This is a genomic window from Streptomyces vinaceus, from assembly GCF_008704935.1.
In the GTDB taxonomy this organism is placed as follows: domain Bacteria; phylum Actinomycetota; class Actinomycetes; order Streptomycetales; family Streptomycetaceae; genus Streptomyces; species Streptomyces vinaceus.
Genome location: NZ_CP023692.1, coordinates 3517731 through 3543255, shown reverse-complemented (window position 1 = coordinate 3543255; position 25525 = coordinate 3517731). Strand labels below are relative to the sequence as shown.

Annotated in this window: 23 protein-coding genes; 14 read left to right on the top strand and 9 right to left on the bottom strand. The window is 72.4% G+C overall.

Translation table 11 applies throughout. The features are described 5' to 3' along the window. Positions 1 to 26 precede the first annotated feature (26 nt). Positions 27 to 1007 carry an ATPase BagA gene (gene bagA / locus CP980_RS15780; RefSeq protein WP_132758394.1) on the bottom strand — a complete coding sequence of 327 codons (981 nt, stop codon included), beginning with the start codon at positions 1005 to 1007 and terminating at the stop codon, positions 27 to 29. A 72-nt stretch (positions 1008 to 1079) separates the two neighbouring features. Between bagA and sp36 the strand changes: the two genes are divergently transcribed. From sp36 to CP980_RS15755, 5 genes are all read left to right on the top strand, one after another. Then, entirely contained in the window at positions 1080 to 1241 is a 162-nt protein-coding gene (gene sp36 / locus CP980_RS15775; protein ID WP_150528430.1) for a Sp36 family protein, read from the top strand. Continuing rightward, entirely contained in the window at positions 1238 to 1708 is a 471-nt protein-coding gene (locus CP980_RS15770; RefSeq protein ID WP_123513323.1) for a RidA family protein, read from the top strand. The genes sp36 and CP980_RS15770 overlap by 4 nt, the downstream gene beginning before the upstream one ends. A gap of 256 nt (positions 1709 to 1964) precedes the next feature. After that, positions 1965 to 2864 (top strand): NUDIX hydrolase, encoded by a 900-nt coding sequence (locus CP980_RS15765; protein ID WP_150528429.1) that lies wholly within the window; start codon positions 1965 to 1967, stop codon positions 2862 to 2864. Then, a complete protein-coding gene (locus tag CP980_RS15760) occupies positions 2861 to 3706 on the top strand; it encodes an MBL fold metallo-hydrolase (protein ID WP_132758398.1) in 846 nt (281 codons plus the stop codon). Before CP980_RS15765 ends, CP980_RS15760 begins: the two co-directional genes overlap by 4 nt. Beyond that, the gene (locus CP980_RS15755) at positions 3703 to 3993 is read left to right on the top strand and encodes a hypothetical protein (protein ID WP_099890252.1); all 291 of its coding nucleotides are present in this window, start codon (positions 3703 to 3705) and stop codon (positions 3991 to 3993) included. The genes CP980_RS15760 and CP980_RS15755 overlap by 4 nt, the downstream gene beginning before the upstream one ends. A gap of 99 nt (positions 3994 to 4092) precedes the next feature. Here the strand turns inward: CP980_RS15755 and CP980_RS15750 are convergent, their stop codons facing one another. Next, complete coding sequence (locus tag CP980_RS15750; RefSeq protein WP_003981529.1) at positions 4093 to 4767, bottom strand: Crp/Fnr family transcriptional regulator; 675 nt, start codon at positions 4765 to 4767, stop codon at positions 4093 to 4095. 357 nt (positions 4768 to 5124) lie between these two features. Here CP980_RS15750 and nth point away from each other — a divergent pair, with 357 nt between their 5' ends. From nth to CP980_RS15735, 3 genes are all read left to right on the top strand, one after another. Beyond that, entirely contained in the window at positions 5125 to 5892 is a 768-nt protein-coding gene (gene nth / locus CP980_RS15745) for an endonuclease III (protein ID WP_229907388.1), read from the top strand. Between the two features lie 164 nt (positions 5893 to 6056). Continuing rightward, positions 6057 to 6875 (top strand): NUDIX hydrolase, encoded by an 819-nt coding sequence (locus CP980_RS15740; protein ID WP_132758404.1) that lies wholly within the window; start codon positions 6057 to 6059, stop codon positions 6873 to 6875. Between the two features lie 13 nt (positions 6876 to 6888). After that, the gene (locus CP980_RS15735) at positions 6889 to 8091 is read left to right on the top strand and encodes a MarP family serine protease (protein WP_132758406.1); all 1203 of its coding nucleotides are present in this window, start codon (positions 6889 to 6891) and stop codon (positions 8089 to 8091) included. Positions 8092 to 8420: 329 nt separating this feature from the next. Here CP980_RS15735 and CP980_RS15730 read toward each other — a convergent pair whose 3' ends face one another. From CP980_RS15730 to CP980_RS15710, 5 genes are all read right to left on the bottom strand, one after another. Next, positions 8421 to 9380 (bottom strand): alpha/beta fold hydrolase, encoded by a 960-nt coding sequence (locus CP980_RS15730; RefSeq protein WP_099890246.1) that lies wholly within the window; start codon positions 9378 to 9380, stop codon positions 8421 to 8423. Then, a complete protein-coding gene (locus CP980_RS15725) occupies positions 9377 to 9835 on the bottom strand; it encodes a phage holin family protein (RefSeq protein WP_099890244.1) in 459 nt (152 codons plus the stop codon). The genes CP980_RS15730 and CP980_RS15725 overlap by 4 nt, the downstream gene beginning before the upstream one ends. A gap of 101 nt (positions 9836 to 9936) precedes the next feature. Beyond that, entirely contained in the window at positions 9937 to 11370 is a 1434-nt protein-coding gene (gene nhaA / locus CP980_RS15720; protein WP_132758408.1) for a Na+/H+ antiporter NhaA, read from the bottom strand. 208 nt (positions 11371 to 11578) lie between these two features. Next, complete coding sequence (acs, locus tag CP980_RS15715) at positions 11579 to 13576, bottom strand: acetate--CoA ligase (RefSeq protein ID WP_189999091.1); 1998 nt, start codon at positions 13574 to 13576, stop codon at positions 11579 to 11581. Positions 13577 to 13788: 212 nt separating this feature from the next. Next, positions 13789 to 16185 (bottom strand): SulP family inorganic anion transporter, encoded by a 2397-nt coding sequence (locus CP980_RS15710; RefSeq protein ID WP_150528428.1) that lies wholly within the window; start codon positions 16183 to 16185, stop codon positions 13789 to 13791. A gap of 232 nt (positions 16186 to 16417) precedes the next feature. On the opposite strand from CP980_RS15710, the gene CP980_RS15705 reads away from it, so the two are divergent. Next, entirely contained in the window at positions 16418 to 17719 is a 1302-nt protein-coding gene (locus CP980_RS15705) for a polysaccharide deacetylase family protein (RefSeq protein WP_150528427.1), read from the top strand. Here CP980_RS15705 and CP980_RS15700 read toward each other — a convergent pair. Continuing rightward, positions 17673 to 18752, bottom strand: a complete 1080-nt coding sequence (locus CP980_RS15700; protein ID WP_229907387.1) for an ATP-binding protein — start codon at positions 18750 to 18752, stop codon at positions 17673 to 17675. The two genes, CP980_RS15705 and CP980_RS15700, sit on opposite strands and share 47 nt — an antisense overlap. 109 nt (positions 18753 to 18861) lie before the next feature. Here CP980_RS15700 and CP980_RS15695 point away from each other — a divergent pair, with 109 nt between their 5' ends. Beyond that, positions 18862 to 19683, top strand: coding sequence for a Fic family protein (locus CP980_RS15695; protein ID WP_132758416.1), 822 nt, complete (start codon positions 18862 to 18864; stop codon positions 19681 to 19683). A gap of 442 nt (positions 19684 to 20125) precedes the next feature. Here the strand turns inward: CP980_RS15695 and CP980_RS15690 are convergent, their stop codons facing one another. After that, positions 20126 to 20959: an HAD family hydrolase gene (locus CP980_RS15690; protein WP_229907393.1), complete on the bottom strand. Its 834-nt coding sequence runs from the start codon at positions 20957 to 20959 to the stop codon at positions 20126 to 20128. Positions 20960 to 21512: 553 nt separating this feature from the next. Here CP980_RS15690 and ssd point away from each other — a divergent pair. Genes ssd through CP980_RS15670 form a run of 4 tightly spaced genes read left to right on the top strand, consistent with a single transcriptional unit; the run spans position 21513 to position 25478 of the window. Beyond that, positions 21513 to 22676 (top strand): septum site-determining protein Ssd, encoded by a 1164-nt coding sequence (gene ssd / locus CP980_RS15685; RefSeq protein ID WP_229907386.1) that lies wholly within the window; start codon positions 21513 to 21515, stop codon positions 22674 to 22676. Continuing rightward, entirely contained in the window at positions 22673 to 23821 is a 1149-nt protein-coding gene (locus tag CP980_RS15680; protein WP_150528425.1) for a TadA family conjugal transfer-associated ATPase, read from the top strand. Before ssd ends, CP980_RS15680 begins: the two co-directional genes overlap by 4 nt. Next, a complete protein-coding gene (locus CP980_RS15675; protein WP_167535838.1) occupies positions 23818 to 24702 on the top strand; it encodes a type II secretion system F family protein in 885 nt (294 codons plus the stop codon). The genes CP980_RS15680 and CP980_RS15675 overlap by 4 nt, the downstream gene beginning before the upstream one ends. Beyond that, on the top strand, positions 24702 to 25478 hold the full coding sequence (locus CP980_RS15670) for a type II secretion system F family protein (protein WP_132758420.1): 777 nt from the start codon (positions 24702 to 24704) through the stop codon (positions 25476 to 25478). The genes CP980_RS15675 and CP980_RS15670 overlap by 1 nt, the downstream gene beginning before the upstream one ends. The last annotated feature ends 47 nt before the right edge of the window (positions 25479 to 25525 follow it).

Below are 25525 nucleotides of genomic sequence, written 5' to 3'. Positions count from 1 at the left end.
GGTCTTCGTTCCCGTCGTGGCCTCGGTCATTCCTCGCCCGCCTGCTTCCGCAGTTCCGAGGCCAGCTCGTAGAGCCCGGCCAGATCCATTCCCGCGCCGAGCAGGGGGAGTTCGTACGTCGCCACGTCCAGCTGCTCCAGTACGGTGCGCTGCGCGCGCTCCAGCTCCACCCGGCTCGCGTGCTCGGCGGCCTGCGCGAGCAGCGGGTCCACCAGCCGCTCCGCGACCCCGCCGCGGCGGGCGCCGCCCAGGCCCGCCCGGGACAGCGCCTTGGCCACGTCCGCCCGGCGCTCGCCGGCGGCGGCGCGCAGGGTGTCCTCGTCCAGATGGTGCGGCCGCACCATGTTGACGACGACCCGCCCCACGGGCAGTCCGGCCTCCTCCAGCTCCGCGATCCCGTCGGCGGTCTCCTGGACGGGCATCTCCTCCAGCAGCGTGACCAGGTGGACGGCCGTCTCGGGGGACTTGAGCACCTTCATGACGGCCTGTGCCTGGTTGTGGATCGGCCCGAACCGGGCCAGCCCCGCCACCTCGTCGTTGACGTTCAGGAAGCGGGTGATCCGCCCGGTCGGCGGCGCGTCCATGATCACGTGGTCGTAGACGTAACGCCCGGCCTTGTCCTTGCGCCGGACGGCCTCGCACGCCTTGCCGGTCAGCAGCACGTCCCGTAGCCCCGGCGCGATGGTCGTCGCGAAGTCGATGGCGCCGAGCTTCTTCAGGGCGCGGCCGGCGGAGCCCAGTTTGTAGAACATCTGGAGGTAGTCCAGGAGCGCCCGCTCGGCGTCGATGGCCAGCGCGAAGACCTCCCCGCCGCCCGAGGCGACGGCGATCTTGCGCTCCTCGTACGGGAGCGCCTCCGCTCCGAAGAGCTGCGCGATCCCCTGCCTGCCCTCGACCTCGACCAGCAGCGTCCGTCTGCCCTCGCGCGCGAGGGCGAGCGCGAGTGCCGCGGCGACCGTGGTCTTTCCGGTTCCGCCCTTGCCGCTGACCACCTGGAGCCTGCTCACAGCGTCTGAGCCTAACCACTCGCCCCTCGGGCTGCGCATGAGCCCTCGGTGTCACGCGTTACGCTCGCCCCCATGACCAAGAAGTTCGAATACGCGACGGTCCCGCTGCTGGTCCACGCCACCAAGCAGATCCTGGACACCTGGGGCGAGGACGGCTGGGAGCTCGTCCAGGTCGTGCCCGGCCCCAACAACCCCGAGCAGCTCGTGGCCTACCTCAAGCGGGAGAAGGTATGAGCGGCGCTGTCGAGGCGAAGCTGGCCGAGCTCGGCCTGACCCTGCCGGACGTCGTCCCGCCGCTGGCCGCCTACCAGCCGGCCGTGCGGTCGGGCGCGTACGTGTTCACCGCGGGGCAGCTCCCGATGGTCAGCGGCAGCCTGCCGACGACCGGCAAGGTCGGGGCGGAGGTCTCCGCGGAGGAGGCCAAGAAGCTGGCCGCGGTCTGCGCGCTGAACGCCCTGGCGGCGGTCAAGTCCGTGATCGGCGACCTCGACAAGATCGAGCGCGTCGTGAAGGTCGTCGGCTTCGTGGCCTCGGCCCCGGACTTCACGGGCCAGCCCGGCGTGCTGAACGGCGCGAGCGAGCTGCTCGGTGAGGTGCTCGGCGACAAGGGCGTCCACGCCCGCAGCGCGGTCGGCGTGGCGGTGCTCCCGCTGGACGCCCCGGTCGAGGTCGAGCTCCAGGTCGAGGTCTCCGCTTCCTGACGCGTCGTACCTCTTCTCGACGCGCCGTACCGCTTCCTGACGCGTCGTACCCCCTCTTCACGCGCCACTCGCGCGCTCCGGCCCCGGCGGGCCGCACCGGCTCCGCGCCGCTGCACCGGACTCCGTCCGGCGGCCCGCCGGGGCCGTTCGCGTCCCGTCGCCGTGACCGGCGTCCTCTGCCGCCCGGACCGACACCCGCCCCGGCCCGCCCGGGGGAGCCCTCGAACATCGGGCCGGATACCCGTAGCATCCCGACATGCCGAATGGTCAGCACGGTCAGCAGCAGCCCCCCGCCGGAGGCCAGTGGTACCCGCCGGAGTGGCCGGACCGGATCCGCGCGCTCATGGACGGGTCCCTCGTCCCGGTGGAACCCCGCCGCGCCGCCACCGTCATGCTGCTCCGCGACACCCCCGCAGGACCCGCCGTGCACATGCTGCGCCGCAAGACCTCCATGGCCTTCGCGGGCGGCGCGTACGCCTACCCCGGGGGCGGGGTCGATCCCCGCGACGAGGACCACCTCGTGGGCTGGGCCGGTCCGGACCGGGAGGCCTGGGCCGCCCGCCTCGCCACCGATCCGCGCAGCGCCCAGGCGATCGTCTGCGGCGCCGTCCGCGAGACCTTCGAGGAGGCCGGCGTCCTGCTCGCGGGGGAGTCCCCCGACACGGTCGTCGGCGACACCACCGGCGAGGACTGGGAGGCCGACCGGGCGGCCCTCGTCGCCCGCGAGCTCTCGTTCGCCGAGTTCCTCGACCGCCGCGGCCTGCTGCTGCGCTCCGATCTGCTCGGCGCCTGGGCCCGCTGGATCACCCCGGAGTTCGAGCCCCGCCGTTACGACACCTGGTTCTTCGTCGCCGCCCTCCCGGAGGGCCAGCGCACCCGCAACGCCTCCACCGAGGCCGACCGGACCGTCTGGATCCGCCCCGCGGACGCCGCCGCCGGCTACGACAAGGGCGAGCTGCTGATGATGCCGCCCACCATCTCGACGCTGCGTTCGCTGGAGCCGTACGGGAGCGCGGCGGAGGCCCTCGCCGCGGCGGCCGACCAGGACCTGGCGCCCGTACTGGCGCAGGCCGCGCTGGAGAACGGGGAGCTGGTGCTCAGCTGGCCCGGCCACGACGAGTTCACCAAGCACGTCCGCCCCGGAGGCACCCCGTGACCAGTGCGAGCGCCCTGCCCGGACAGCCCCGAGGAATCGTTACCTCAGGGCGCGCCACCGCCCGCGCGGTCAACATCCTGGCCCCCAACGCCTCGGCGATGACCCTGGACGGCACCAACACCTGGCTCGTCTCGGAGCCCGGTTCCGCGGAAGCCGTCGTCATCGATCCGGGCCCCCTGGACGAGGCCCACCTGCGCGCGGTCATCGAGACCGCCGAGCGGGCCGGCCAGCGGATCGCGCTGACCCTCCTCACGCACGGCCACCCCGACCACGCCGAGGGCGCTGGCCGGTTCGCCGAGCTCACCCGTACCAAGGTCCGCGCCCTGGACCCCGCGCTGCGCCTCGGGGACGAGGGGCTCGGCGCCGGGGACGTGATCCGCACCGGCGGCCTGGAGCTGCGCGTGGTCCCGACCCCGGGCCACACCGCCGACTCGCTCTGCTTCCACCTGCCCGCCGACCGCGCGGTCCTGACCGGCGACACGATCCTCGGCCGCGGCACCACCGTCGTGGCCCACCCCGACGGCCGGCTCGGCGACTACCTGGCCTCCCTGCGCCGGCTGCGCTCGCTGACGGTCGACGACGGCGTGCACACGGTGCTCCCGGGCCACGGGCCGGTCCTGGACGACGCCCAGGGCGCGGTCGAGTTCTACCTGGCCCACCGCGCGCACCGGCTCGCCCAGGTCGAGACCGCCGTGGAGGACGGGTACACGACCCCCGAGGCGGTCGTCGCCCACGTCTACGCGGACGTGGACCGCTCGCTGTGGCCGGCCGCGGAATGGTCCGTACGAGCGCAGCTGGAGTACCTTCAAGATCACGGACTGATCCCGGGGGGCCCCGAATGACCACGCTGTTCCTGCTGCTCGCGCTGATCGCCACGGCCGCGTGGATCACCTCGACGGTGACCCTGCGCATGAAGGCCCTGGAGCGGCGCTCGGAGCGGCTGGAGAGGCGCCTGGGCCTGGTCCTGGACCACTTCGGCATCGAGGAGCCGGAGCCGGCCGGGCTGGACGAGGTACGGGCGCTCGTGCGCGACGGCCGCACGATCGAGGCCATCAAGGTCTACCGGCGTGTCACGGGGGCGGATCTGCTGGAGGCGAAGCAGGCGGTCGAGGCCCTGACGGACGTCTGAGCGCCGCTTGCGCCGAAAGGGTTCCGCCCTCCCCGCCGCGGACGCGGAAGGGGCCCCGCCCGACCGGGCAGGACCCCTCCACGCACATCCGGTACGGGCTCAGCGCGAGCGCTTCGCCAGCCGCTCGACGTCCAGCAGGATCACGGCGCGGGCCTCCAGGCGGAGCCAGCCGCGGCCCGCGAAGTCGGCGAGGGCCTTGTTGACCGTCTCGCGGGAGGCGCCGACCAGCTGGGCCAGCTCTTCCTGCGTCAGGTCGTGCACGACGTGGATGCCTTCCTCGGACTGCACGCCGAAGCGGCGCGACAGGTCCAGGAGGGCGCGGGCCACGCGGCCCGGCACATCGGAGAAGACCAGGTCGGACATCTGGTCGTTGGTCTTGCGCAGGCGCCGGGCCACCGCGCGCAGCAGCGCGGTCGCGACCTCGGGCCGGGCGTTGAGCCACGGCTGGAGGTCGCCGTGGCCGAGGCCGAGCAGCTTGACCTCGGTCAGGGCGGTGGCGGTGGCGGTGCGCGGGCCCGGGTCGAACAGCGACAGCTCGCCGATCAGCTCACCGGGGCCGAGGACGGCCAGCATGTTCTCGCGGCCGTCGGGGGAGGTGCGGTGGAGCTTCACCTTGCCCTCGGTCACGACATACAGCCGGTCACCGGGGTCGCCCTCGTGGAACAGGGCGTCACCGCGTGCGAGGGTCACCTCGCCCATGGAGGCGCGGAGCTCCGCGGCCTGCTCATCATCGAGCGCCGCGAAGAGCGGGGCGCGCCGCAGAACGTCGTCCACGAGTCTCTCTCCTATGTCGACCAGCTCAGGGGACCTGGTCCCCCATTTTGCCGGACGGCTCAAACAGTGCGATCAATCACTACCAAGGATGCCGGACGTACGCGTGTGCTGTGCGGTGAGAGACCAATCAGGGTGGTGTTACCTGAGGTCCAGGCGGGTGTCAGCGCCCGGCCTTAGGCTGGCCGGGTGTCCAATAAGCCGGTGAGAGCACAGGCCAAGGGGTCCGCGGGAGTGACGGGCGGGCCCAATTCAGCTGTGGGCGAACAAGCCCCCGAGAAGACGCCACGGAAGCCCCGGACGGCCCTGCCGAGCCCTCAGGGCAAAGGTTCGGCCAAGAAACCGGAATCGCATCTGGCGATGGTGCGCCGGGCCCGCCGCATCAACCGCGAGCTGGCCGAGATCTATCCGTACGCCCACCCCGAGCTCGACTTCCGGAATCCCTTCGAGCTCCTGGTCGCCACGGTCCTCTCCGCGCAGACCACCGACCTGCGCGTGAACCAGACGACCCCGGCCCTGTTCGCCGCCTATCCGACGCCCGAGGACATGGCCGCTGCCGTGCCGGAGGAGCTGGAGGAGATCATCCGGCCGACCGGGTTCTTCCGGGCGAAGGCGCGCTCCCTCCTCGGCCTCTCGCAGGCCCTGCGGGACGACTTCGGGGGGAACGTGCCGGGCCGGATCGAGGACCTGGTGAAGCTGCCGGGGGTCGGCCGCAAGACCGCCAACGTGGTCCTCGGCAATGCGTTCGGTGTCCCGGGGATCACCGTGGACACCCACTTCGGCCGGCTGGTGCGGCGCTGGAAGTGGACCGAGCAGGAGGACCCGGAGAAGGTCGAGGCGGAGATCTGCGCGATCTTCCCGAAGAGCGAGTGGACGATGCTCTCGCACCGCGTCGTCTTCCACGGCCGCCGGATCTGCCACTCCCGCAAGCCCGCCTGCGGCGCCTGCCCGATCGCCCCGCTGTGCCCGGCGTACGGGGAGGGCGAGACGGACCCGGAGAAGGCGAAGAAGCTGCTCAAGTACGAGAAGGGCGGCCAGCCCGGCCAGCGTCTGAGCCCGCCGCCGGACTACCCGGGGCTCCCGGCCCCGCCGCTGGGGTCCGCGCCGGAGGCCCCGGCCGGCTCCTGAGCGCGGAGCACGGCGCAGAGCACGCGGCGCGGCACGGAGTACGCAGCACGGCCGCGGGCCGCCCCCACACGGCGGCCCGCGGAGGAACGAATCCGGCCCGGGGCCGCGTTGTCCCCGTATCGGGACGGCGACGGTGTCGGCGACGGCAGGGAGCAGGGGTGCCTATGACGCGCGGAGCGCGGGACGAGAGCGGTGTGGCCCAGGCGGCCGCGCCGCCGCAGCACGGAGGGCCGCAGGCCCCGTACGAGGCCCGGTTCGAGACGCCGTACGAGAACCGGTTCCAGACCCCGTACGAGGACCCGGGCGAGGACCCGGGCGCTCTGCGCGTGAGCAGCCAGGGCCTGCCCCGGTGGCTCGATCCCGTCGTCGAGGCCGTGCGAACGGTCCGGCCGACCCAACTGAGCCGGTTCCTGCCGCCCGAGGACGGCCGCGGCCGCCAGTCCGCCGTGCTGGTCCTCTTCGGCGAGGGCCCGCGCGGCCCCGAGCTGCTGCTCATGGAGCGCGCCGGAACCCTGCGCTCGCACCCCGGCCAGCCCTCGTTCCCTGGCGGCGCCCTCGACCCGGAGGACGGCGATCCGCACACCACAGGCCCGCTGCGCGCCGCCCTGCGCGAGGCCGAGGAGGAGACCGGGCTGGATCCCTCCGGCGTCCAGATCTTCGGCGTCCTGCCGCGCCTGTACATCCCGGTCAGCGAGTTCGTCGTGACCCCGGTGCTCGGCTGGTGGCGCGATCCCAGCCCCGTCGGCGTCGTGGACCCGGCCGAGACCGCCCGCGTCTTCACGGTTCCCGTGGCCGATCTCACGGATCCCGATCATCGGGTCATGGCCGTCCATCCGAAGGGTCACCTGGGCCCCGCCTTTACCGTCGAATCGGCTCTGGTCTGGGGTTTTACCGCCGGAGTGATCGACCGGATCCTGCATTTCGCGGGATGGGAGCGCCCCTGGGACCGATCGAGGCAGGTCCCGCTCGACTGGCGCGCATGAGACGGTGACCCTCGTGAACGTGCTGGACATCCTGTTGCTGGTCGCCGCCGTGTGGTTCGCGATCGTCGGCTACCGCCAGGGGTTCGTCGTCGGCATCCTGTCGGTGATCGGCTTCCTCGGCGGTGGTCTCATCGCCGTGTCCCTGCTCCCCCTGATATGGGACCGGGTGACCGACAACGGCACCCAGGTCTCGACCACGGTCGTGGTCATCGCCGTCGTGGTGATCATCGTCTGTGCCTCGATCGGGCAGGCCTTCACCACCCATCTGGGCAACCGCCTGCGCCGCCACATCACGTGGTCGCCGGCGCGCGCCCTCGACGCGACCGGCGGCGCCCTGGTCAACGTCGTCGCGATGCTGCTGGTGGCATGGCTGATCGGCTCGGCCCTCGCCGGGACCTCACTCCCCACCCTGGGCAAGGAAGTCCGCAACTCCAAGGTGCTGCTCGGCGTCTCGCGGGTGCTGCCCGCGCAGGCCAACACCTGGTTCTCGGACTTCAGCTCCACCCTCGCGCGCAGCGGCTTCCCGCAGGTCTTCAGCCCGTTCTCGAACGAGCCGATCACCGAGGTGAAGGCCCCCGACCCGGCGCTCGCCCGCAGCCCCGTCGCCGAGGCGGCCAAGCGCTCGATCGTGAAGGTCGTCGGTACCGCGCCGAGTTGCAGCAAGGTCCTGGAGGGGACCGGTTTCGTCTTCGCGCCCGGCAAGGTGATGACCAACGCGCATGTCGTCGGCGGGGTCGGCGAGCCGACCGTGCAGATCGGCGGCGAGGGCAAGCTCTACGACGGCAAGGTCGTGCTCTACGACTGGGAGCGCGACATCGCCGTCCTGGACGTGCCCAAGCTGAAGGCGCCCGCGCTGGAGTTCACCGACAAGGACGCGTCGAGCGGCAGCGACGCGATCGTCGCCGGCTTCCCGGAGAACGGCGCGTACGACGTCCGCGCGGCGCGCGTCCGCGGCCGGATCAACGCCAACGGCCCGGACATCTACCACCGCGGCACCGTCCGCCGGGACGTCTACTCGCTGTACGCGACCGTCCGCCAGGGCAACTCCGGCGGGCCGCTGCTGACGCCCGACGGCAAGGTGTACGGGGTCGTCTTCGCGAAGTCGCTCGACGACCCGAACACCGGCTACGCGCTGACGGCGGACGAGGTCCGCGACGACATCCGGATCGGGAAGATTTCCGACCGGCGGGTCGACAGCCAGGGCTGCGCCCTCTGATCCGTACGGAACGGGGCGCGGCTCCCGCTACGTCCGTGGATGCCGCAGGCGCGCCGAGACCCACCGGGCCCGGCGGCGCAGGATGCGCGGAATCCCGAGTCGGGGGTCGTGGCCGTCCCGGCCCGTCCTCCCGTGCGTGCCCGGCGTCGCTGCCGGGCGGTGTTCGCGTGCGGTGTCACCGTAGTCGTGCGTCCAGCCCATACAACGAGCTGTGCCCGGGCCCCAAGGTCCGTAACCCCTCCCGGGGCGGCCAATTGGCCTATGCGCCGGGCAATTGAATGCTCGTCGGACCGTCGTACTGACGGCCGGTCAGCTGAGACCCCGTCGGATCAGCGGTCCGGCTCGGGGTCCTTCAGCCAGTTCACCAGCTCGGTCGAGAAGGCGGCGGGATCCTCCTCGTGGGGGAAGTGCCCGAGCCCGTCGAACAGGCGCCACCGGTACGGGGCTTCGACGTACTCCCCGGAGCCGGCCGCGCTGCGGGTGCGCATCACCGGGTCGAGCGAACCGTGCAGGTGCAGCGTCGGTACGCGCACCGGCCGCTTCATCCGGCGGTTGAACTGGAGCCCGTCGGGCCGGGCCATCGACCGCATCATCCAGCGGTACGGCTCGATCGAGCAGTGCGCGGTGGACGGGATGCACATGGCCCGCCGGTACACGTCGAGGTCCTCCGCCGCGGGCGGCAGCGGGCCGGACCAGTCCCGGATCAGCTCGGCCACGAGCGCCCCGTCGTCGGCGACGAGCTGCCGCTCCGGAACGAACGGCCGCTGGAAGCCCCAGATGTGCGAACTGGCGCGGGTCTGGCCGAAGTCGGACAGCATCGCCGAGCGCCAGCGCCGCGGGTGCGGCATCGAGGAGACCACGAGCCGGCGCACCAGCTTGGGCCGCATCACGGCCGCGGTCCAGGCGAGGTAGCCGCCGAGGTCGTGCCCCACGAGGGCGGCGTCGGGCTCGCCGAGGGACCGTACGACCCCGGTGATGTCGAGCGCCAGGTTCGCCGGGTCGTAGCCGCGGGGGGTGCGGTCGCTGCCGCCCACTCCGCGCAGGTCCATGGCGACCGCCCGGTACCCGGCGTCGGCGAGGGCGGTCAGCTGGTGCCGCCACGTCCACCAGAACTGCGGGAAGCCGTGCAGCAGCAGCACCAGCGGCCCGTCGCCCATCTCGGCGACGTGGAACCGGGCCCCGTTGGCCGCGACGTCCCGGTGGGTCACCGCTCGCCCGCCGGGCACGTCGATCCTGACCGCCGTCGCGGCGGTGGGCGGAGTGCTGGACTCCGGTGAGGGCGCTGTCATGAGGACGAGCGTGCCACACCCACGGCCTGGTCACTCACCGACCGCGGATGCGGCTTGACGGTCCCGACGACCGCCGCGGTCTGCTTGACGGACGCGATGGTCTTCTCCGGCGGCTTGACCTTCTTGAACTTCGATACGGCGATCAGCGCCAGCAGGCCCGCGAGCAGCAGGAACGCCACGCCGACGATGAGGAAGGACCAGGCCAGCCCGAGCCCGAGGTTGTGGATCCCGTACGCCGCCGCGAAGCTCAGCACGGGCAGGGAGAACAGGGCGAACACGCCTGCGATCCCGATGGCGGTGCCGCCGATGCCCACGCGCTTGACGTCCTGGCGGATCTCCGCCTTGGCGAGGGCGATCTCGTCGTGCACCAGGGCGGACATCTCGGCGGTGGCCGAGGCGACCAGCTGGCCGAGTGTGCGCTCGGCTCCCTGCGCCCCTTGGTCCACTGCGCTCATCGCTCTCTCCCTCTGTCATCTGCCGTCGTCTGCTGTCGACGCCCCGCGCGGCGGCGCCTGTCCTGCGCCCGTCACCGCGCCCGTCACGGCGTCAGTTCAGATCATGCCGGACGGTCGCGCTCGGCGCTGGACCCGGTGGCCGCTTCGAGCGCGGCGGCCGTGGCCGCCTCGGCCCTGCGGCGGTGCTCCGCGGCCTTCGCCTCGTAGATCTTCGCCATCCGCAGGTGGTACTCCGGCTTGTCCTGCTCGTAGATGTCCGGGATGCCGTCGAGGTCCTCGTCGCGCTCCTCGTTCTCGGTGAGGGCCTGGTACGTGCGGTTGCGCAGCTTGAGCAGGACGCTCGCGACGACGGCCGCGATGAGGGAGCCGAACAGGACGGCGGCCTTCACCTCGTCGGTGAGCGTCTGGTCTTCGGTGAAGGCGAGTTCGCCGATGAGGAGGGAGACGGTGAAGCCGATGCCGGCGAGGGAGGCCACCGCGAGTACGTCGGGCCAGGCCAAGTCGTCGTTGAGCGAGGCTCTGGTGAAGCGGGCGGCCAGCCAGGTGCCGCCGAAGATGCCGACGGCCTTGCCGACGACCAGGCCGAGGACCACGCCCAGGGTCTCGGGCCGGGTGAAGACCTGCGCGATGGCGTCGTCGGAGAGGGAGACCCCGGCCGAGAACAGTGCGAAGAGCGGGACGGCGAGGCCGGCCGAGATGGGCCGTACGAGGTGCTCGATGTGCTCGCCGGGGGAGGTGTGCTCACCCTCCTTGCGGGTGCAGCGGAGCATCAGGCCCATGGCGACGCCGGCGATGGTGGCGTGGACCCCGCTGTTGTACATCAGGCCCCAGATGACCAGGGCGAGCGGAACGTAGACGTACCAGCCGCGGACGCCCTTGCGGAGCAGGAACCAGAAGACGACCAGGCCGAGGACCGCTCCGCCGAGGGCCAGGAAGTCGATCTCGCTGGTGAAGAACACCGCGATGATCATGATGGCGAAGAGGTCGTCGACGACGGCGAGGGTCAGCAGGAAGGCGCGCAGGGCGGACGGCAGCGAGGTGCCGATGACGGCCAGGACGGCGAGGGCGAAGGCGATGTCGGTGGCGGTCGGGACCGCCCAGCCGTCCATCGAACCGCCGCCGATGGTGTTGACCAGTACGTAGACCAGCGCGGGCACGGCCATGCCGCAGACGGCGGCGATGACCGGGAGGGCGGCCGCCTTGGGGTCGCGCAGGTCGCCCGCGACGAGTTCGCGCTTGAGCTCGATGCCGGCGACGAAGAAGAAGATCGCGAGCAGTCCGTCGGCCGCCCAGTGCTGGAGCGAGAGGTCCAGGCCGAGGGAGGCGGGGCCGATGTGGAAGCCGCTGACGTCGGCGTAGCTGGCGGAGAGGGCCGGGATGTTCGCCCACAGGAGGGCGGCGATGGCGGCCGCGAGCAGGAGCACGCCACCGACGGTCTCGGCGCGCAGGGCGTCGGCCACGAAGCGCCGCTCGGGCAGCGACAGCATCCCGAGGAACTTGCGGCTGTGGCGGTCGGTGGGGCTGGGCGCGGCCACGGGGGACACCTCCGGGTGGGTTGGACGGCATGGCGAAGCTCATTGCCGACCAGACTTCCCGGCGCACCCTGTGGACTTGCATTTTTACGCTTCGCATATTTTACAGGGTGGCGCGAGGACGTATCCGGCGATCATCACTTTATGCGTGAAAGGGGCATCCGGCGCGACGCGCCGGATGCCCCTTTCACCCAGTCGGTGAAGCCGGTGCCTAGTCCTCGCTGGAGGCGGACGGCAGCTTGCTCTGGATGAGGTCCATGACCGAGGAATCGGCCAGCGTCGTGACGTCGCCGACCGCGCGGTCCTCGGCGACATCGCGCAGCAGACGCCGCATGATCTTGCCCGAGCGGGTCTTCGGGAGCTCCTGGACCGGAACGATCCGCTTCGGCTTGGCGATCGGGCCCAGCGTGGCGCCCACGTGGCTCCGCAGCTCGCCGACCAGAGTGTCGGTCTCGGAGGCGCTGCCGCGCAGGATCACGAAGGCCACGATGGCCTGGCCCGTGGTCTCGTCCTTGGCGCCGACCACGGCGGCCTCGGCGACCGACGGGTGCGAGACGAGCGCCGACTCCACCTCGGTGGTCGAGATGTTGTGGCCGGAAACCAGCATCACGTCGTCGACGCGGCCCAGCAGCCAGATGTCGCCGTCGTCGTCCTTCTTGGCGCCGTCGCCCGCGAAGTAGCGGCCTTCGAAGCGGGACCAGTAGGTGTCGACGAACCGCTGGTCGTCGCCCCAGATGGTGCGCAGCATCGACGGCCACGGCTCGGTGAGGACCAGGTAGCCGCCTCCGCCGTTCGGGACCTCGTGGCCCTCGTCGTCGACGACGGTGGCTCCGATGCCCGGCAGCGCGCGCTGGGCGGAGCCGGGCTTCGTCTCGGTGACGCCGGGCAGCGGGGAGATCATCATCGCGCCGGTCTCGGTCTGCCACCAGGTGTCCACGATCGGGCAGCGGTCGCCGCCGATGTGCTTGCGGTACCAGATCCAGGCCTCGGGGTTGATCGGCTCGCCGACCGAGCCCAGCACGCGCAGGCTGGACAGGTCGAACTTCGCGGGGATGTCGTCGCCCCACTTCATGAAGGTGCGGATCGCCGTGGGCGCGGTGTAGAGGATGGTGACGCCGTACTTCTGCACGACCTCCCAGAACCGGCCCTGGTGCGGGGTGTCCGGCGTGCCCTCGTACATGACCTGGGTGGCGCCGTTGGCGAGGGGTCCGTAGACGATGTAGGAGTGCCCGGTCACCCAGCCGATGTCGGCGGTGCACCAGTAGACGTCGCTCTCCGGCTTGAGGTCGAAGACGGCGTGGTGCGTGTACGCGGCCTGCGTGAGGTAGCCGCCGGAGGTGTGCAGGATGCCCTTGGGCTTACCGGTGGTCCCCGAGGTGTACAGGATGAACAGCGGGTGCTCGGCGTCGAAGGCCTGAGGGGTGTGCTCGGCGGACTGGCGTCCGACGATCTCGTCCCACCAGACGTCGCGGCCCTCGGTGAACGCCGTGTCCTGGCCGGTGCGCCGTACGACGAGCACGTGCTCGACCTGCGGGCACTTGGCGACGGCCTCGTCGATGGCGGGCTTGAGGGCGCTGGGCTTGCCGCGGCGGTAGCCGCCGTCGGCGGTGATGACCAGCTTGGCGTCGGCGTCCTGGATGCGGGAGGCCACGGCGTCGGCGGAGAAGCCGCCGAAGACGACCGAGTGGGCGGCGCCGACGCGGGCGCACGCGAGCATCGCGACGACGGCCTCGGGGATCATCGGCAGGTAGACCGCGACCCGGTCGCCGGCCTGGACGCCGAGCTCGGTCAGGGCGTTGGCGGCCTTGGAGACCTCGTCCTTGAGCTCGGCGTAGGTGATCGCGCGGCTGTCGCCCGGCTCGCCCTCGAAGTGGATGGCGACGCGGTCGCCGTTGCCGGCCTCTACGTGGCGGTCCACGCAGTTGTACGCCACGTTCAGCTTGCCGTCCGCGAACCACTTGGCGAAGGGCGGGTTGGTCCAGTCGAGCGTCTCGGTCGGCTCGGTGTCCCAGGTCAGGCGACGGGCCTGCTCGGCCCAGAAGCCCAGCCGGTCCGCGTCGGCCTGTGCGTACGCAGCCCCTGTCACGTTGGCGGCGGCGGCCAGGTCGGCGGGAGGAGCGAATCGGCGCTCCTCCTTCAACAGGTTGGCCAGGCTTTCGTTGCTCACGACATCTCCCTTTCCCAGGGTGTCCGTTGTGTCCCCGGGCATAGCTCATCAGTCAGAGGCCCTGGTGACAAGGGGTAGCCGAAAATTGGTTTAGACCTATATCACGGACGGGCGGACGTGCAGAGTGGCCCCTTCCCGCTGCAGGGTGCGGGAAGGGGCCACTGTGTGACACGGATACCGGAGGTTACCGGTTCGTTCGCGTCCATGATCCGGATCTGCCGGGGACGGCGATTCGGTCATCATCCGGTCATCTTTCAGGCATGCTGCCCGACGTGCTCCGGGGCCTGGTGCCCGACGCTGTCGAAGACGCGGCAGTCGAAGAAGTCCTCGCCCTCCGACAGCAGGTACGCCTGCGCCTCGCCCACGTGGAAGTACATCCCGTGCAGTTCCAGCGTGCCCTCCGCGAGCCGCCGGGCGACCGATTCGTGCGCCCGCAGGTGCTCCAGCTGCTGCACCACGTTGGTCAGGCACAGCTGCTCCACCGCGTCGGCCGGGAGCCGGCCGGCGATCCGGGCCCAGGGGTGGTGGCGGCTGGCCATCCGCTCCAGGCTGGGCAGTCCGTGCCGCAGCCACCGGCGCAGCGGGGTCATCGGGGCCCCGGGCGTGGAGTTCAGCAGCGCCTGCATGGCCCCGCAGCCCGAGTGCCCGCACACCGTGATGCTGTCCACCTTGAGCACGTCCACCGCGTACTCGATGGCCGCCGCGACCGAGTCGTCCGTGGCCTCGGCGCCCGGCAGGGGGACCAGATTGCCGACGTTGCGGACGGTGAACAGGTCGCCGGGCCCGCTGGCGGTGATCATGCTGGTCACCAGTCGGGAGTCCGCGCAGGTCAGGAAGAGCTGCGAGGGCCGCTGCCCCTCCCGGGCCAGCCGGGCCAGTTCCTCGCGGACGTGCGGCGCGGTGTCCCGCTGGAAGGCGCTGATCCCGCTGGCCAGTTGGCCGGCGCCGCGGCGCCGCCGCGGGGCCGGGGGCGGTGCGGGTGCCTCCACGGGCTCCATCGCGTCGGGAGCCGCGGCCGCGCCGGGGATGACGGGCTCGGCCGCCGGCCGGTGGTCGCAGTGGTTCATCCACGGGGTCCAGGGGCGGCAGCACTGGTGCCCGCCGCGATGGCCGGCCCGGTCCGGCCCGCTCATCCGGGTGGTGGAGCGGCCGGTGACCTCCAGCGAGCCGCCGTGCACCAGATGGGCGTGCTGCCAGTCCTGGAGCGTCTCGTACGCCGCGTGGTCCATGAACGAGCCGTCCAGCTCCACCACCGCGCGCCCGCCGGGCGGGATCTGGTTCAGTACCCGGCTCAGCCGCGGCACCGAGAGGAAGGTCAACTGCCCGCGCGCCCACACCCGGTGGACCCCGTCCTGCACCTCCACGGTGATCCGGGTCCGGGCCAGCCGGTGCAGGGCGATCGCGACGGCCACCGCGATGCCGATGGCGGCCCCCTCCAGGACCCCGCCGAGCACCACGGCCGCGATCGTCGCCACGTACACCGCGATCTCCCGGTGCCGGGTGACGGTACGCAGATGCGTCGCGTTCACCATCTGCACGCCCAGCGCCATCACCAGGGCGGCCAGCGCGGCGAGCGGGATCAGGTCGAGGACCGGGACGAGGAGGGCGGCGGCGAGCAGGATCCACAGCCCGTGCAGCATGACCGACCGGCGGCTGACGGCCCCGGACTTGACGTTGGCCACGCTGCGGACGGCCCCGCCCGCGATCGGCAGCCCGCCCAGCAGGCCGGAGAGCACGTTCGCCGCGCCCTGTCCGCGCAGTTCGCGGTCGAGGTCGGCTCGCGGCGGGCGGTTGCCCGTACGGCGCTGCGAGGCGATCAGCTTGTCGGTGGCGATCGCGGACAGCAGGGACTCCACGCTGCCGACCAGGGTGACCGTCAGGACCGCGGCCAGGATGCCGAGGACGGGCCCCTCCGGCAGCTCGGGCAGGGCGTGGCTGCGCCAGGACGGCAGGTCCACCCGGGGCAGGCTGAGCCCGGTCAGCGCGGCGAACGCCGTGGCCGTGGCGACGGCGGCGAGCGCGGCCGGCACCTTGCGCAGCGCGAGCCCGACCCGCCCGGGCAGCCGCGGCCAGCCGAGCAGGACGACCAGGGTCAGGGCGCTGACGCCGACCGCGGCCGGCTGCAGGTTCGCCAGCTGGCCGGGCAGCCCCAGGACGTTGGCGACGGCGGAGCTCTGCGGGGTGCCGCCGAGGACGATGTGCAGCTGGGCCAGCGCGATCGTGACGCCGACGCCCGCGAGCATGCCGTGGACGATGGCCGGGCTGACCATGAGCGCCGACCTCGCGGTGCGCAGCGCGGCGAGGCCCAGCTGGCAGCAGCCCGCCAGCACCGTGATGGCGCAGGTGGTGCGCCATCCGTAGTGCTGGATCAACTCGGCGGTGACGACGGTCAGTCCGGTCGCGGGTCCGCTCACGAGGAGGGGAGTACCGCCCAGCCGCCCGGCCACCATCCCGCCGACGGCCGCGGCCACCAGGCCCGCCTGGAGCGGGGCGCCGGTGGCGAGCGCGATGCCGAGGGAGAGCGGCAGGGCGATCAGGAACACGGTCAGGGAGGCGGACAGGTCGGCGTGGAGATCGGCACGGTGGCCCTTGTTCGGCGCGCGGTCGGCCTTCTTCGGTGCGTGGTCGGCCGTGGGGGAGGTGGCTGTCATAGGTCCCGTCTCCTCTGCGGAGGGGTGAAGCGGCGGGAGTCTCAACACTCAGTAAATGAAAGGTAATGGAGAGTAAAGGAACGCGATAGGGAATGGGGGCAAATGGCCTAGCAATTAGCGCCCAGGAGTGATTAAGCATTTTGTACGGCTTGTCACATCATCTTCACGGCGGACCGCATGGGACGTTGCGGCGCGGAAGACCCGCGATGGAACTGCGAGGAGAGGTGGACGGATGATCGCCGCCACGAAGAAGATCGCCGGCGGCCTGGTCGCCACGGCGCTGGTGCTGGGCGTCGCCGGGTGCAGCACCTCGGGGCCCGCCAAGCCGGCCGGCGGGCCGAACGCCAAGAAGGGCCCCGCCCCGGAGGCCGCCCCCGGCAGCGTGAACCGGCTCATCGGCGACGGCTCGACCGCGTACACCGGTGCGCAGCCGAACGTGCGGAAGCCGCAGAAGCTGAAGCCCGGCGAGAAACCGCCGCAGTTCGTGGTGTTCTCGTGGGACGGGGCCGGCGAGGACAGCCAGAAGCTCTTCTCGCACTTCCGCGAGGTCGGCAAGAAGTACAACGCCCGGATGACGTACTTCCTCAGCGGCGTCTACATGCTCCCCGAGGAAAAACGTTCCCTCTATACGGCCCCGCAGCACGAGTCCGGCCGCTCCGACATCGGCTTCGGCGATGTCCAGGGCATCAAGGACACGGCCGCCCAGGTCCGCGGGGCCTGGCTCGAAGGCAACGAGATCGGAACCCACTTCAACGGCCACTTCTGCGGCCCCGACGGCGGCGTCGGCACCTGGTCCGTGCCGGAGTGGAAGAGCGAGATCAACCAGGCCAAGTCGTTCGTCAAGAGTTGGAAGACCAACACGCCGGACCTCAAGGGCATGGACCCGCTCCCGTTCGACTACGACAAGGAGCTCATCGGCGCCCGCACCCCCTGCCTCGAAGGCCAGAAGAACTTCATGCTGGCCGCCAAGGACATGGGCTTCCGCTACGACTCCAGCGGCATCAGCAAGCAGATCTGGCCGAAGAAGACGGACGGGCTCTGGGACGTTCCGCTCCAGCTGGTGCCCATGCCGGGCCGCGCCTTCGACACCCTGAGCATGGACTACAACTACCTGGTCAACCAGTCCGGTACGACCACCCAGGGCGACCCCTCGCAGCACGCGTACTGGGGCGAGCAGATGCGCGAGGGGCTCCAGCAGGCCTTCGACCGGGTCTACGCGGGCAACCGCGCGCCGCTGATCATCGGCAACCACTTCGAGTCCTGGAACGGCGGCACCTACATGAAGGCCGTCGAGGACTCGATCGAGTCGATGTGCACGCAGAAGGAGGTCCGCTGCGTGCCGTTCCGTGAGCTGGTCGACTGGCTGGACGCCCAGGACCCGAAGGTACTGGAGTGGATGCGCGGCCTCGACGTCGGCGAGGCGCCCAAGGAGGGCTGGACGAAGTTCCTGACGGCGGGGCCGGCGGCGAAGCCGGCCGCCACCGCGGTCAAGCCGGCTGCGGAGCCGGCCGAAGAGGAGTCGGGAGAGGAGTAAGGCACTCGGGGTCAGGGGACTCCAGGTCAGGGGAGTCCGGGCCAGGGGACCCCAGGTCAGGGGAGTCCGGGCTCTCCCGCAGAACGAAATCGGGGTCGACCTGGGCAGCCAGGTCGGCCCCGGTCTTGGCGTTGCCCCAGCTCTCCGCGTTCCGCAGGTGGAAGTGGACCATCTGCGCGGTGTACCGCTCCCAGTCGCGGTCGGCGTACGAGTCGTCGGCCGCGTCCTGGAGGGCCTGGAGGGCCAGCCGGTTGCTCGCTTCGAGCAGCTCGAACGCCGCCGGACGGCCCTTCTCCATCGCCCGCACCCAGTCGGAGTGCCCGACGGTGACGAGCAGGTCCTCGCCGACCTCGTCCTGGAGGAACTCGATGTCGTCCGTGCCCTGCACCTTGTTGCCGATGACCTTGAGCGCGATCCCGAAGTCCCGTGCGTACTCCTTGTACTGGCGGTAGACGGAGATGCCCTTGCGGGTGGGCTCCGCGACCAGGAAGGTCATGTCGAAGCGGGTGAACATGCCCGAGGCGAAGGAGTCGGAGCCGGCGGTCATGTCGACGACCACGTACTCGTCCGGGCCGTCGACCAGGTGGTTGAGGCAGAGCTCCACCGCGCCGACCTTGGAGTGGTAGCAGGCGACCCCGAGGTCCGACTCGGTGAACGGTCCGGTGGCCATCAGCCGTACGGGCTCCCCGTCCAGCAGCAGCGTGCGCGCGCAGGCCTCGTACACCGGGTTGTCCTCGGTGACCCGCAGCAGGCGCGATCCGGCGCCGGGCGGGGTGGTCTTGATCATCGTGTCGGCGGACGCGATGCGCGGGTTGGCTCCCCGCAGGTACTCCTTGATCAGGGGCAGGTGCGCGCCCAGGGCGGGCAGCGCGGCGGCCTCCTCCTCGGCGAGCCCGAGGGCCGCGCCGAGGTGCTGGTTGATGTCGGCGTCCACCGCGACGACAGGTGCTTCATTGGCTGCGAGGTGGCGGATGAAGAGGGAGGACAGGGTCGTCTTGCCGCTGCCGCCCTTTCCCACGAAAGCGATCTTCATGTTCACCAAGAGTAGTGGGGCTGTCGCTTTGTGTGGTGCTTGTAAGTGAAGAAGACCACTCCAAGGAGGGGTCGGTGCTAAGGACCCGCAGTGCGTAGGCTCCCTACTTATGAGTAGCGCTTCTGACCCGCTGGCCGCCCTGGGCTCCCTCCCGGGCGTCGCCGAGTCCGTGGATTCCGTACGCAAGGCCGTGGACCGGGTCTACGGGCACCGGGTCATGCGCCGGCGCAGCGGGGAGATCACCTCGGAGGCCGCGCTGCGCGGCGCGCGCGGGAGCGCGGCGCTGTCCGGGGCGGACTGGGCGCTGGAGGAGGTGCGCCGCCGCACCGACTTCGGGGCGGAGGAGCAGGCGCGCACGGTGGGCGCGGCGTTGCGCCTGACGGCGGAGGCCGGGCAGCTGCTGAGCATCTGGCGGCAGTCGCCGCTGCGGGTGCTGGCGCGTCTGCACCTGGTGGCGTCGGGGTCGACGGCCGAGGGTGATGTGGTGGGCCGCCCGCGGCTGGCGGGCGAGCCGGTGGACGAACCCTTCGTCACCGCGCCGCTGCCGGGTGCGGACGAGGTGGCCGGCCGGCTGGACGGCCTGTCCCGGCTGATCATCGCGGGCGGCTCGGCCCCGGCACTGATCACGTCGGCGGTGGTGCACGGCGAGCTGCTGGCGCTGCGTCCGTTCGGCTCGTACAACGGGCTGGTCGCGCGGGCGGCCGAGCGGATCGTGCTGATCAACAGCGGTCTGGACCCGAAGGCGATCTGCCCGGCGGAGGTCGGACACGCGGAGCAGGGCCGCGAGGCGTACCTGGCGGCGTTCGAGGGTTACCTCTCGGGGACCGCGGAGGGGATGGCCGCCTGGATCGCGCACTGCGGCCGGGCCATCGAGCTGGGTGTGCGCGAGTCGACGGCGGTATGCGAGGCGCTGCAGCGGGGGGCGGCGTAAGCGGCGTAACGGCCTGAACCGTGAAGGCCCGGACCGTGAAGGCCTTAACCGTGAGGAGCTGAACGGTAAAGGCCCTGGACACAGGGTTGCGGCGACACCGTCTTGCCTTGGTGTCGCCGCTGGCATTTACGCCCAGTTACCAAGCGTCCTCGATGGTTGCCCATCAGGCCGGGATCTTTGCCCGTCACCTGGTGCGGCTGGCCCGTAATCGACGGGTCGACGTCGCGTGGGTGCTCGGCGTTCATGCTTCGGTCCGTGGGCCTTACTGCGTTTTAAAGATGATCCTCTCGGATGTTCTTTGGTCTCGCGGGCCGTTGACTCCTTTGTACTCCGCTTCGCTGACAAGCGGAACCCCTGCCTAATTTTTTTACTTTCCCGGACACGGCGGGGCGAACCGGACAGCCTGTATTCCGGCAGGTCAGGGGGTCCGCAGAGGCGGCGGTCAGGCGGAGGCGGCGGCCAATGCGCTCGCCCGTCGCCGACTGACGTACCAGACCAGCCCGGCGGTGGCCGCCGCCGCACCCACCGCCGCCGCGGCCACCAGCGCCGGCCGCGCCGGCATCGACAGCCCCGGAAGCCGCTGCTTCAGCCGCACCGGCCGGTTGAACACCAGCACCGGCCACTCCCGCGCCACCGCCTCGCGCCGCAACGCCCGGTCGGGATTGACGGCGTGCGGGTGCCCGACCGCCTCCAGCATCGGAATGTCCGTCACCGAGTCGCTGTACGCGTAGCACCGGGCGAGGTCGTACCCCTCGGACTCCGCGAGCTCCCGCACCGCTTCGGCCTTGGTCGGTCCGTACGCGTAGTACCCGATCTCGCCCGTGAAGCAGCCGTCCTCGCCGATGACCATGCGCGTCGCGACGACCCGGTCGGCGCCGAGCATCTCGCCGATCGGCTCGACGACTTCCGCGCCGGACGTCGACACGATCACCACGTCGCGGCCGGCCGTGTGGTGGGCCTCGATCAGGGACGCGGCCTCGTCGTAGATCAGTGGGTCGATCAGGTCGTGCAGGGTCTCCGCGACGATCTCCCGCACCTGCTGGACGTTCCACCCCTTGCAGAGGGAGGACAGGTACTCACGCATCCGTTCCATCTGATCGTGGTCGGCTCCGCCGACCAGGTAGATGAACTGGGTGTAGGCGGTGCGCAGCACGGCACGGCGGTTGATGAGGCCGCCCTGGTAGAAGGACTTGCTGAACGTCAGAGTGCTTGACTTCGCAATGACCGTCTTGTCCAGGTCGAAGAACGCTGCGGTGCGGGGCGACGAGTGCGGCAAGGGCTGGATTTCCACGCCCCGAGCATATGCGCCCACCATTCGGCGTAAGGTGTGGCGCGTGGGTTTGCCTAAGAAGGCTCTCGGGTACACCATGGAAGTCACGGATCGTTCGCGACCGTGCTAACCCGGTCTGGCTCCTCCCCCCCCGAGTCGGACCGTGGGGACGACCCCCGCTCTCCCCCCCGGCGGGGGTCGTCGCATGTCCGGACGCGGTTCGCGTCCCTGCCTTCGGCCCCAAGTGACCATTCCTGCGGCCCTCCTTCCTCGGCGGGCCCTGCGCGGCGAAGGCCCCCACCCCTCCAGGCTCGTAACGCTGCGTAGTGGTTCCGCCGCGCTCTGGAACTCACCTGTGGGGGGTGATGGAGTTATTCACAGGGTGTGAGTTGTCCACAGTTTTCGAGCAAGATCCACTTCTTTTTCCGGATGGCCCCACGGTGATTCCGGCCGCGAAGTCCGCGGTGCTGGGATTTGCAGTGAGAAGGGGGCGGAGATCGTGGCTGGATCGAAGTCGTGTGAAGTGCACGAGCGCGCGGAAGTGGTCGGAATCAGGCCATTGGGCACTCCGGGAGGGGCGGCGCCCGGTGGCGGTCGACCGCTGATCATCACCGAGGACCCGCTGCTGCTCGACGATCTGCTGCGGCTGTGCGCGGCCGCCGGCGCTGAACCGCATGTGCACCATGCGGTGCCCGAGCAAAGCGGAGGCGGAAGTGGCGGTGGCGGCGGAAGGGGCGAAAGCGGTTCCGGAACCGGCCCGGAGGCGGGCGGGGGCGTCGGATGGGAGTCCGCGCCGCTGGTGCTCGTCGGGGACGATGCCGCCCGCCGGGTGCGCGGAGCTCCGCGCCGAGCCGGCGTGCTGCTCGTCGGCCGGGACCTGGACGACCCCCTCGTGTGGCAGCGGGCGGTGGAGATCGGCGCCGAGGAGGTGCTCCGGCTCCCCGATGCCGAGAGCAGGCTCGTCGACCGCATCGCCGATGTGGTGGAAGGGGCCGGGAAACCCGCCCTCGCCGTCGGGGTGATCGGCGGCAGCGGCGGGGCCGGGGCCTCCACCCTCGCGTGCGCCCTGGCCCTGCGGGCCGCCCGCGCCGGGGAGCGGACCATCCTCATCGACGGCGACCCGCTCGGCGGCGGAATGGACGTACTGCTCGGTGGCGAGAGCGCCGAGGGGCTGCGCTGGCCGGATTTCGCGGGCTCGCGGGGCCGGGTGGGCGCCGGCGCGCTGGAGGAGTCCCTGCCGGAGCTGCACGCATTGCGGGTGCTCAGCTGGGACCGCGGGGACCGGGTGGTGGTGCCGCCCGCCGCGATGCGCTCGGTGCTGGCCGCCGCGCGCCGCAGGGGCGGGGTGGTGGTGGTCGACCTGCCCCGGCGGGTGGACGAAGCCGTGGCCGAGGCGCTGGCCCAGCTCGACCTGGTGCTGATGGTGGTGCCGGGCGAGCTGCGGGCGGTGGCCGCCGCCGGGCGGGTCGCAGCCGGGGTGCGGATGGTGGCCCGGGACGTCCGCGTGGTCGTACGGGGCCGCTGTCCGGGCGGGCTCGACGCCGAGGCGGTGGCCGGGCTGCTGGGGGTGCCGCTGGCCGGGGAGGTGCCGGTCGAGGTGGGGCTCCCGGGGCGGGTCGCCGAGGGGGAACCGCCGGGCGGGCAGGGGCGGGGAGCGCTGGCCCGGTTCTGCGACGGCTTCTGGCGGCGGGCGCTCGGCCCCGCCCAGGGGGTGGCGGCATGAGCGCCGTGCTCCTGGACGCGGTGCGTCAGCGGCTCGCCGAGAGCGGGGCGGAGCCGACCCCGGCCCGGGTGGCGGCGGCCCTGCGGGCCCAGGGCCGGCTGCTGGGTGATGCGGAAGTGCTGGGGGTGGCAGCCGAGTTACGGTCCGAACTGGTCGGCGCCGGCCCGCTGGAGGCGCTGCTCGCCGACCCGGAGGTCACCGATGTCCTGGTGGCAGCCCCGGACCGGGTGTGGGTGGACCGCGGCGGCGGGCTGGAGCTGACCGGGGTGACCTTCGCCGACGCCGATGCCGTGCGCAGGCTCGCCCAGCGACTGGCCGCCGTCGCGGGCCGGCGCCTGGACGACGCCCGGCCCTGGGTGGACGCCCGGATGCCGGACGGCACCCGCTTGCACGCCGTGCTGCCACCGGTGGCGGTCGGCTCGGCCTGCCTGTCGCTGCGGGTGGTGCGGCCGCGGGCGTTCACGCTCGACGAGCTGGTCGAGGCGGGAACGCTGCCGCCCGGCGGACAGCGCCTCCTGGGGGACATGGTCGAGGCCCGGCTGTCCTTCCTCGTCTCCGGTGGGACCGGCACCGGCAAGACCACCCTGCTCAGCGCCCTGTTGGGGCTGGTCGGCCCCGGCGAGCGGATCGTCCTGGCCGAGGATTCGGCCGAACTGCGCCCCGACCATCCGCATGTGGTGCGGCTGGAGACCCGGCCGGCCAACCAGGAGGGGGCGGGCCTGGTGACCCTGGCGGACCTGGTCCGGCAGGCGCTGCGGATGCGCCCGGACCGGCTGGTCGTCGGCGAGGTCCGGGGAGCCGAAGTGGCCGATCTGCTGGCTGCTTTGAACACGGGTCACGAAGGCGGGTGCGGCACGGTCCATGCGAACGCCGCCGCGCACGTGCCGGCCCGGCTGGAGGCGCTGGGGAGCTCCGCGGGGCTCGACCGGGCCGCCCTGCACAGCCAGTTGGCGGCCGCGCTGGCCCTCGTGGTCCATCTGGTCCGGGACCGGGCGGGGCGCCGCCGGGTGGCCGAGGTGCACGTGCTGGAGCGGGACGCCGCCGGGCTGGTGGTGACCGTACCGGCACTGCGCTGGTCCGCCCGGGGCTTCGTCCGGGAGCCGGGCTGGGAGCGGCTGCGTCCCCTGCTGCGGGGTGCGCGGTGAGCGGGGCGGCCGCGGTGCCGGTGCCGCTGTTCGCCGGGGTGCTCTGCGCGGGGACGGCCGCCTGGGCGCTGGCCGGGGGAGACCGGGTCTCCCGGCGGGCCCGGGTGGTGCTGGCCGGGGGCGGGGCCGTGGTGCCCCACAGCCCGGCGAACTGGGAGCGGCTGGTCGTCGCGGTGCGGGTACGGGCCGCTCGGTGGCGGGAGTGGTCCTGCCTCGGGGCCGGGCTCGTGGTCGCGCTGCTGGGCGGCTCGGTGATCCCGCTGGTGGCGGGTGCTGCGGCGGTGCCGCTGGTGCGGCGGTGGCTGCGGGTCCGCCGGCGGGAGCGGGAGCGGGGGGCCCGGGCCGCCGGGGTGATCGCGCTGTGCGGCGCGGTGGTGGGCGAGCTGCGGGCGGGGGCCCAGCCCGGGCAGGCGCTGACGGCGGCGATACGGCGGACGGCGGCGGGCCCGGGCGGTCCGGGCCCGGCGGAGGCGGCGGTCCTGGCGGCCGCGGCGTTCGGCGGAGACGTCCCCGCGGCGTTGCGGCTGGCCTCGCGGGAGCCCGGCGCGGAAGGGCTGGCCGGGATGGCCGCCTGCTGGTCGATCGCGGTGGACGGGGGCGCCGGGCTCGCTGCCGGACTGGACCGGCTGGAGGGGGCGTTGCGGGCCGAGCGGGACCGGCAGGAGTCCCTGCGGGCGCAGTTGGCGGGGGCCAGGTCGACGACGGTGGTGCTGGCCCTGCTGCCGCTGGTCGGCCTGCTGATGGGCACCGGGCTCGGGGCGGATCCGCTCCGCGTGCTGCTGCACACCCCGGTCGGGTGGGGCTGCCTGCTGGCGGGCGGGGTGCTGGAGGCGCTGGGGCTGCTGTGGTGCCGGCGGATCGTACGGGCGGGGGAGCGGTGATGGGCGCCTTCGTGATCCACAGGCTGGGGACGGCGTTGTGCCTCGCGGCCGTGGCGCTGTGCACGGCTTCGGCCGTGGTCGCGCGGATCCGGGCGCGGGCGGTCCGGCGCAGGGCCGCGGTGCTGCTGTCGGCGGGACCGGCGCGGCGGGCGCCGGTGTTCGGGTCCGGGACGCGGGCGGTGGTGACGGCGTGGGCCGGTCCGGCGGGGGCGCTGCTGGCGGCCTGGGTGCTGGTCGGCGGGTGGCCGGGGGCGCTGGCCGGCTGCGGGGCGGCGATCGGGGTCCGGCGCTGGCTTCGGCGGGCGCGGCCGCCGGCCGGGGTGGATCCGCGGGAGGCGGAGCGGCAGCTGCCGTTCGCGGCCGATCTGTTGGCCGCCTGTCTGGCGGCGGGCGCGGCGCCGGTGGAGGCCGCGGAGGTGGTGGGCGAGTCGCTGGGCGGCCCGGTCGGCGAGCGGCTGGCACTGGCCGGGGCGGAGCTGCGGCTCGGCGGCGAACCCGGCGCCGCGTGGGGGAGGCTGGCGCAGATACCGGGCGCCCGGGCGCTCGCGGAATGCCTGGAGCGGGCCGCCCGGACGGGGGCCCCGGCCGCCGAGCCGGTCTCCCGCCTCGCGACGGCCCTGCGCGAGGACCGGGCCCGGCAGGCCGGCGCCCGCGCGCAGCGGGCGGCCGTGCTCGTCACCGCTCCCGTGGGCCTGTGTTTCCTCCCCGCGTTTCTCGCGGTCGGAGTGGCCCCGGTGGTGATCGGAATGGCATCCGGCCTTCTCTCCTCCCACTGAAGTCACAGCGGAATCTCTGGCAACTCGGCTCTCAACCGAGCGCCTGA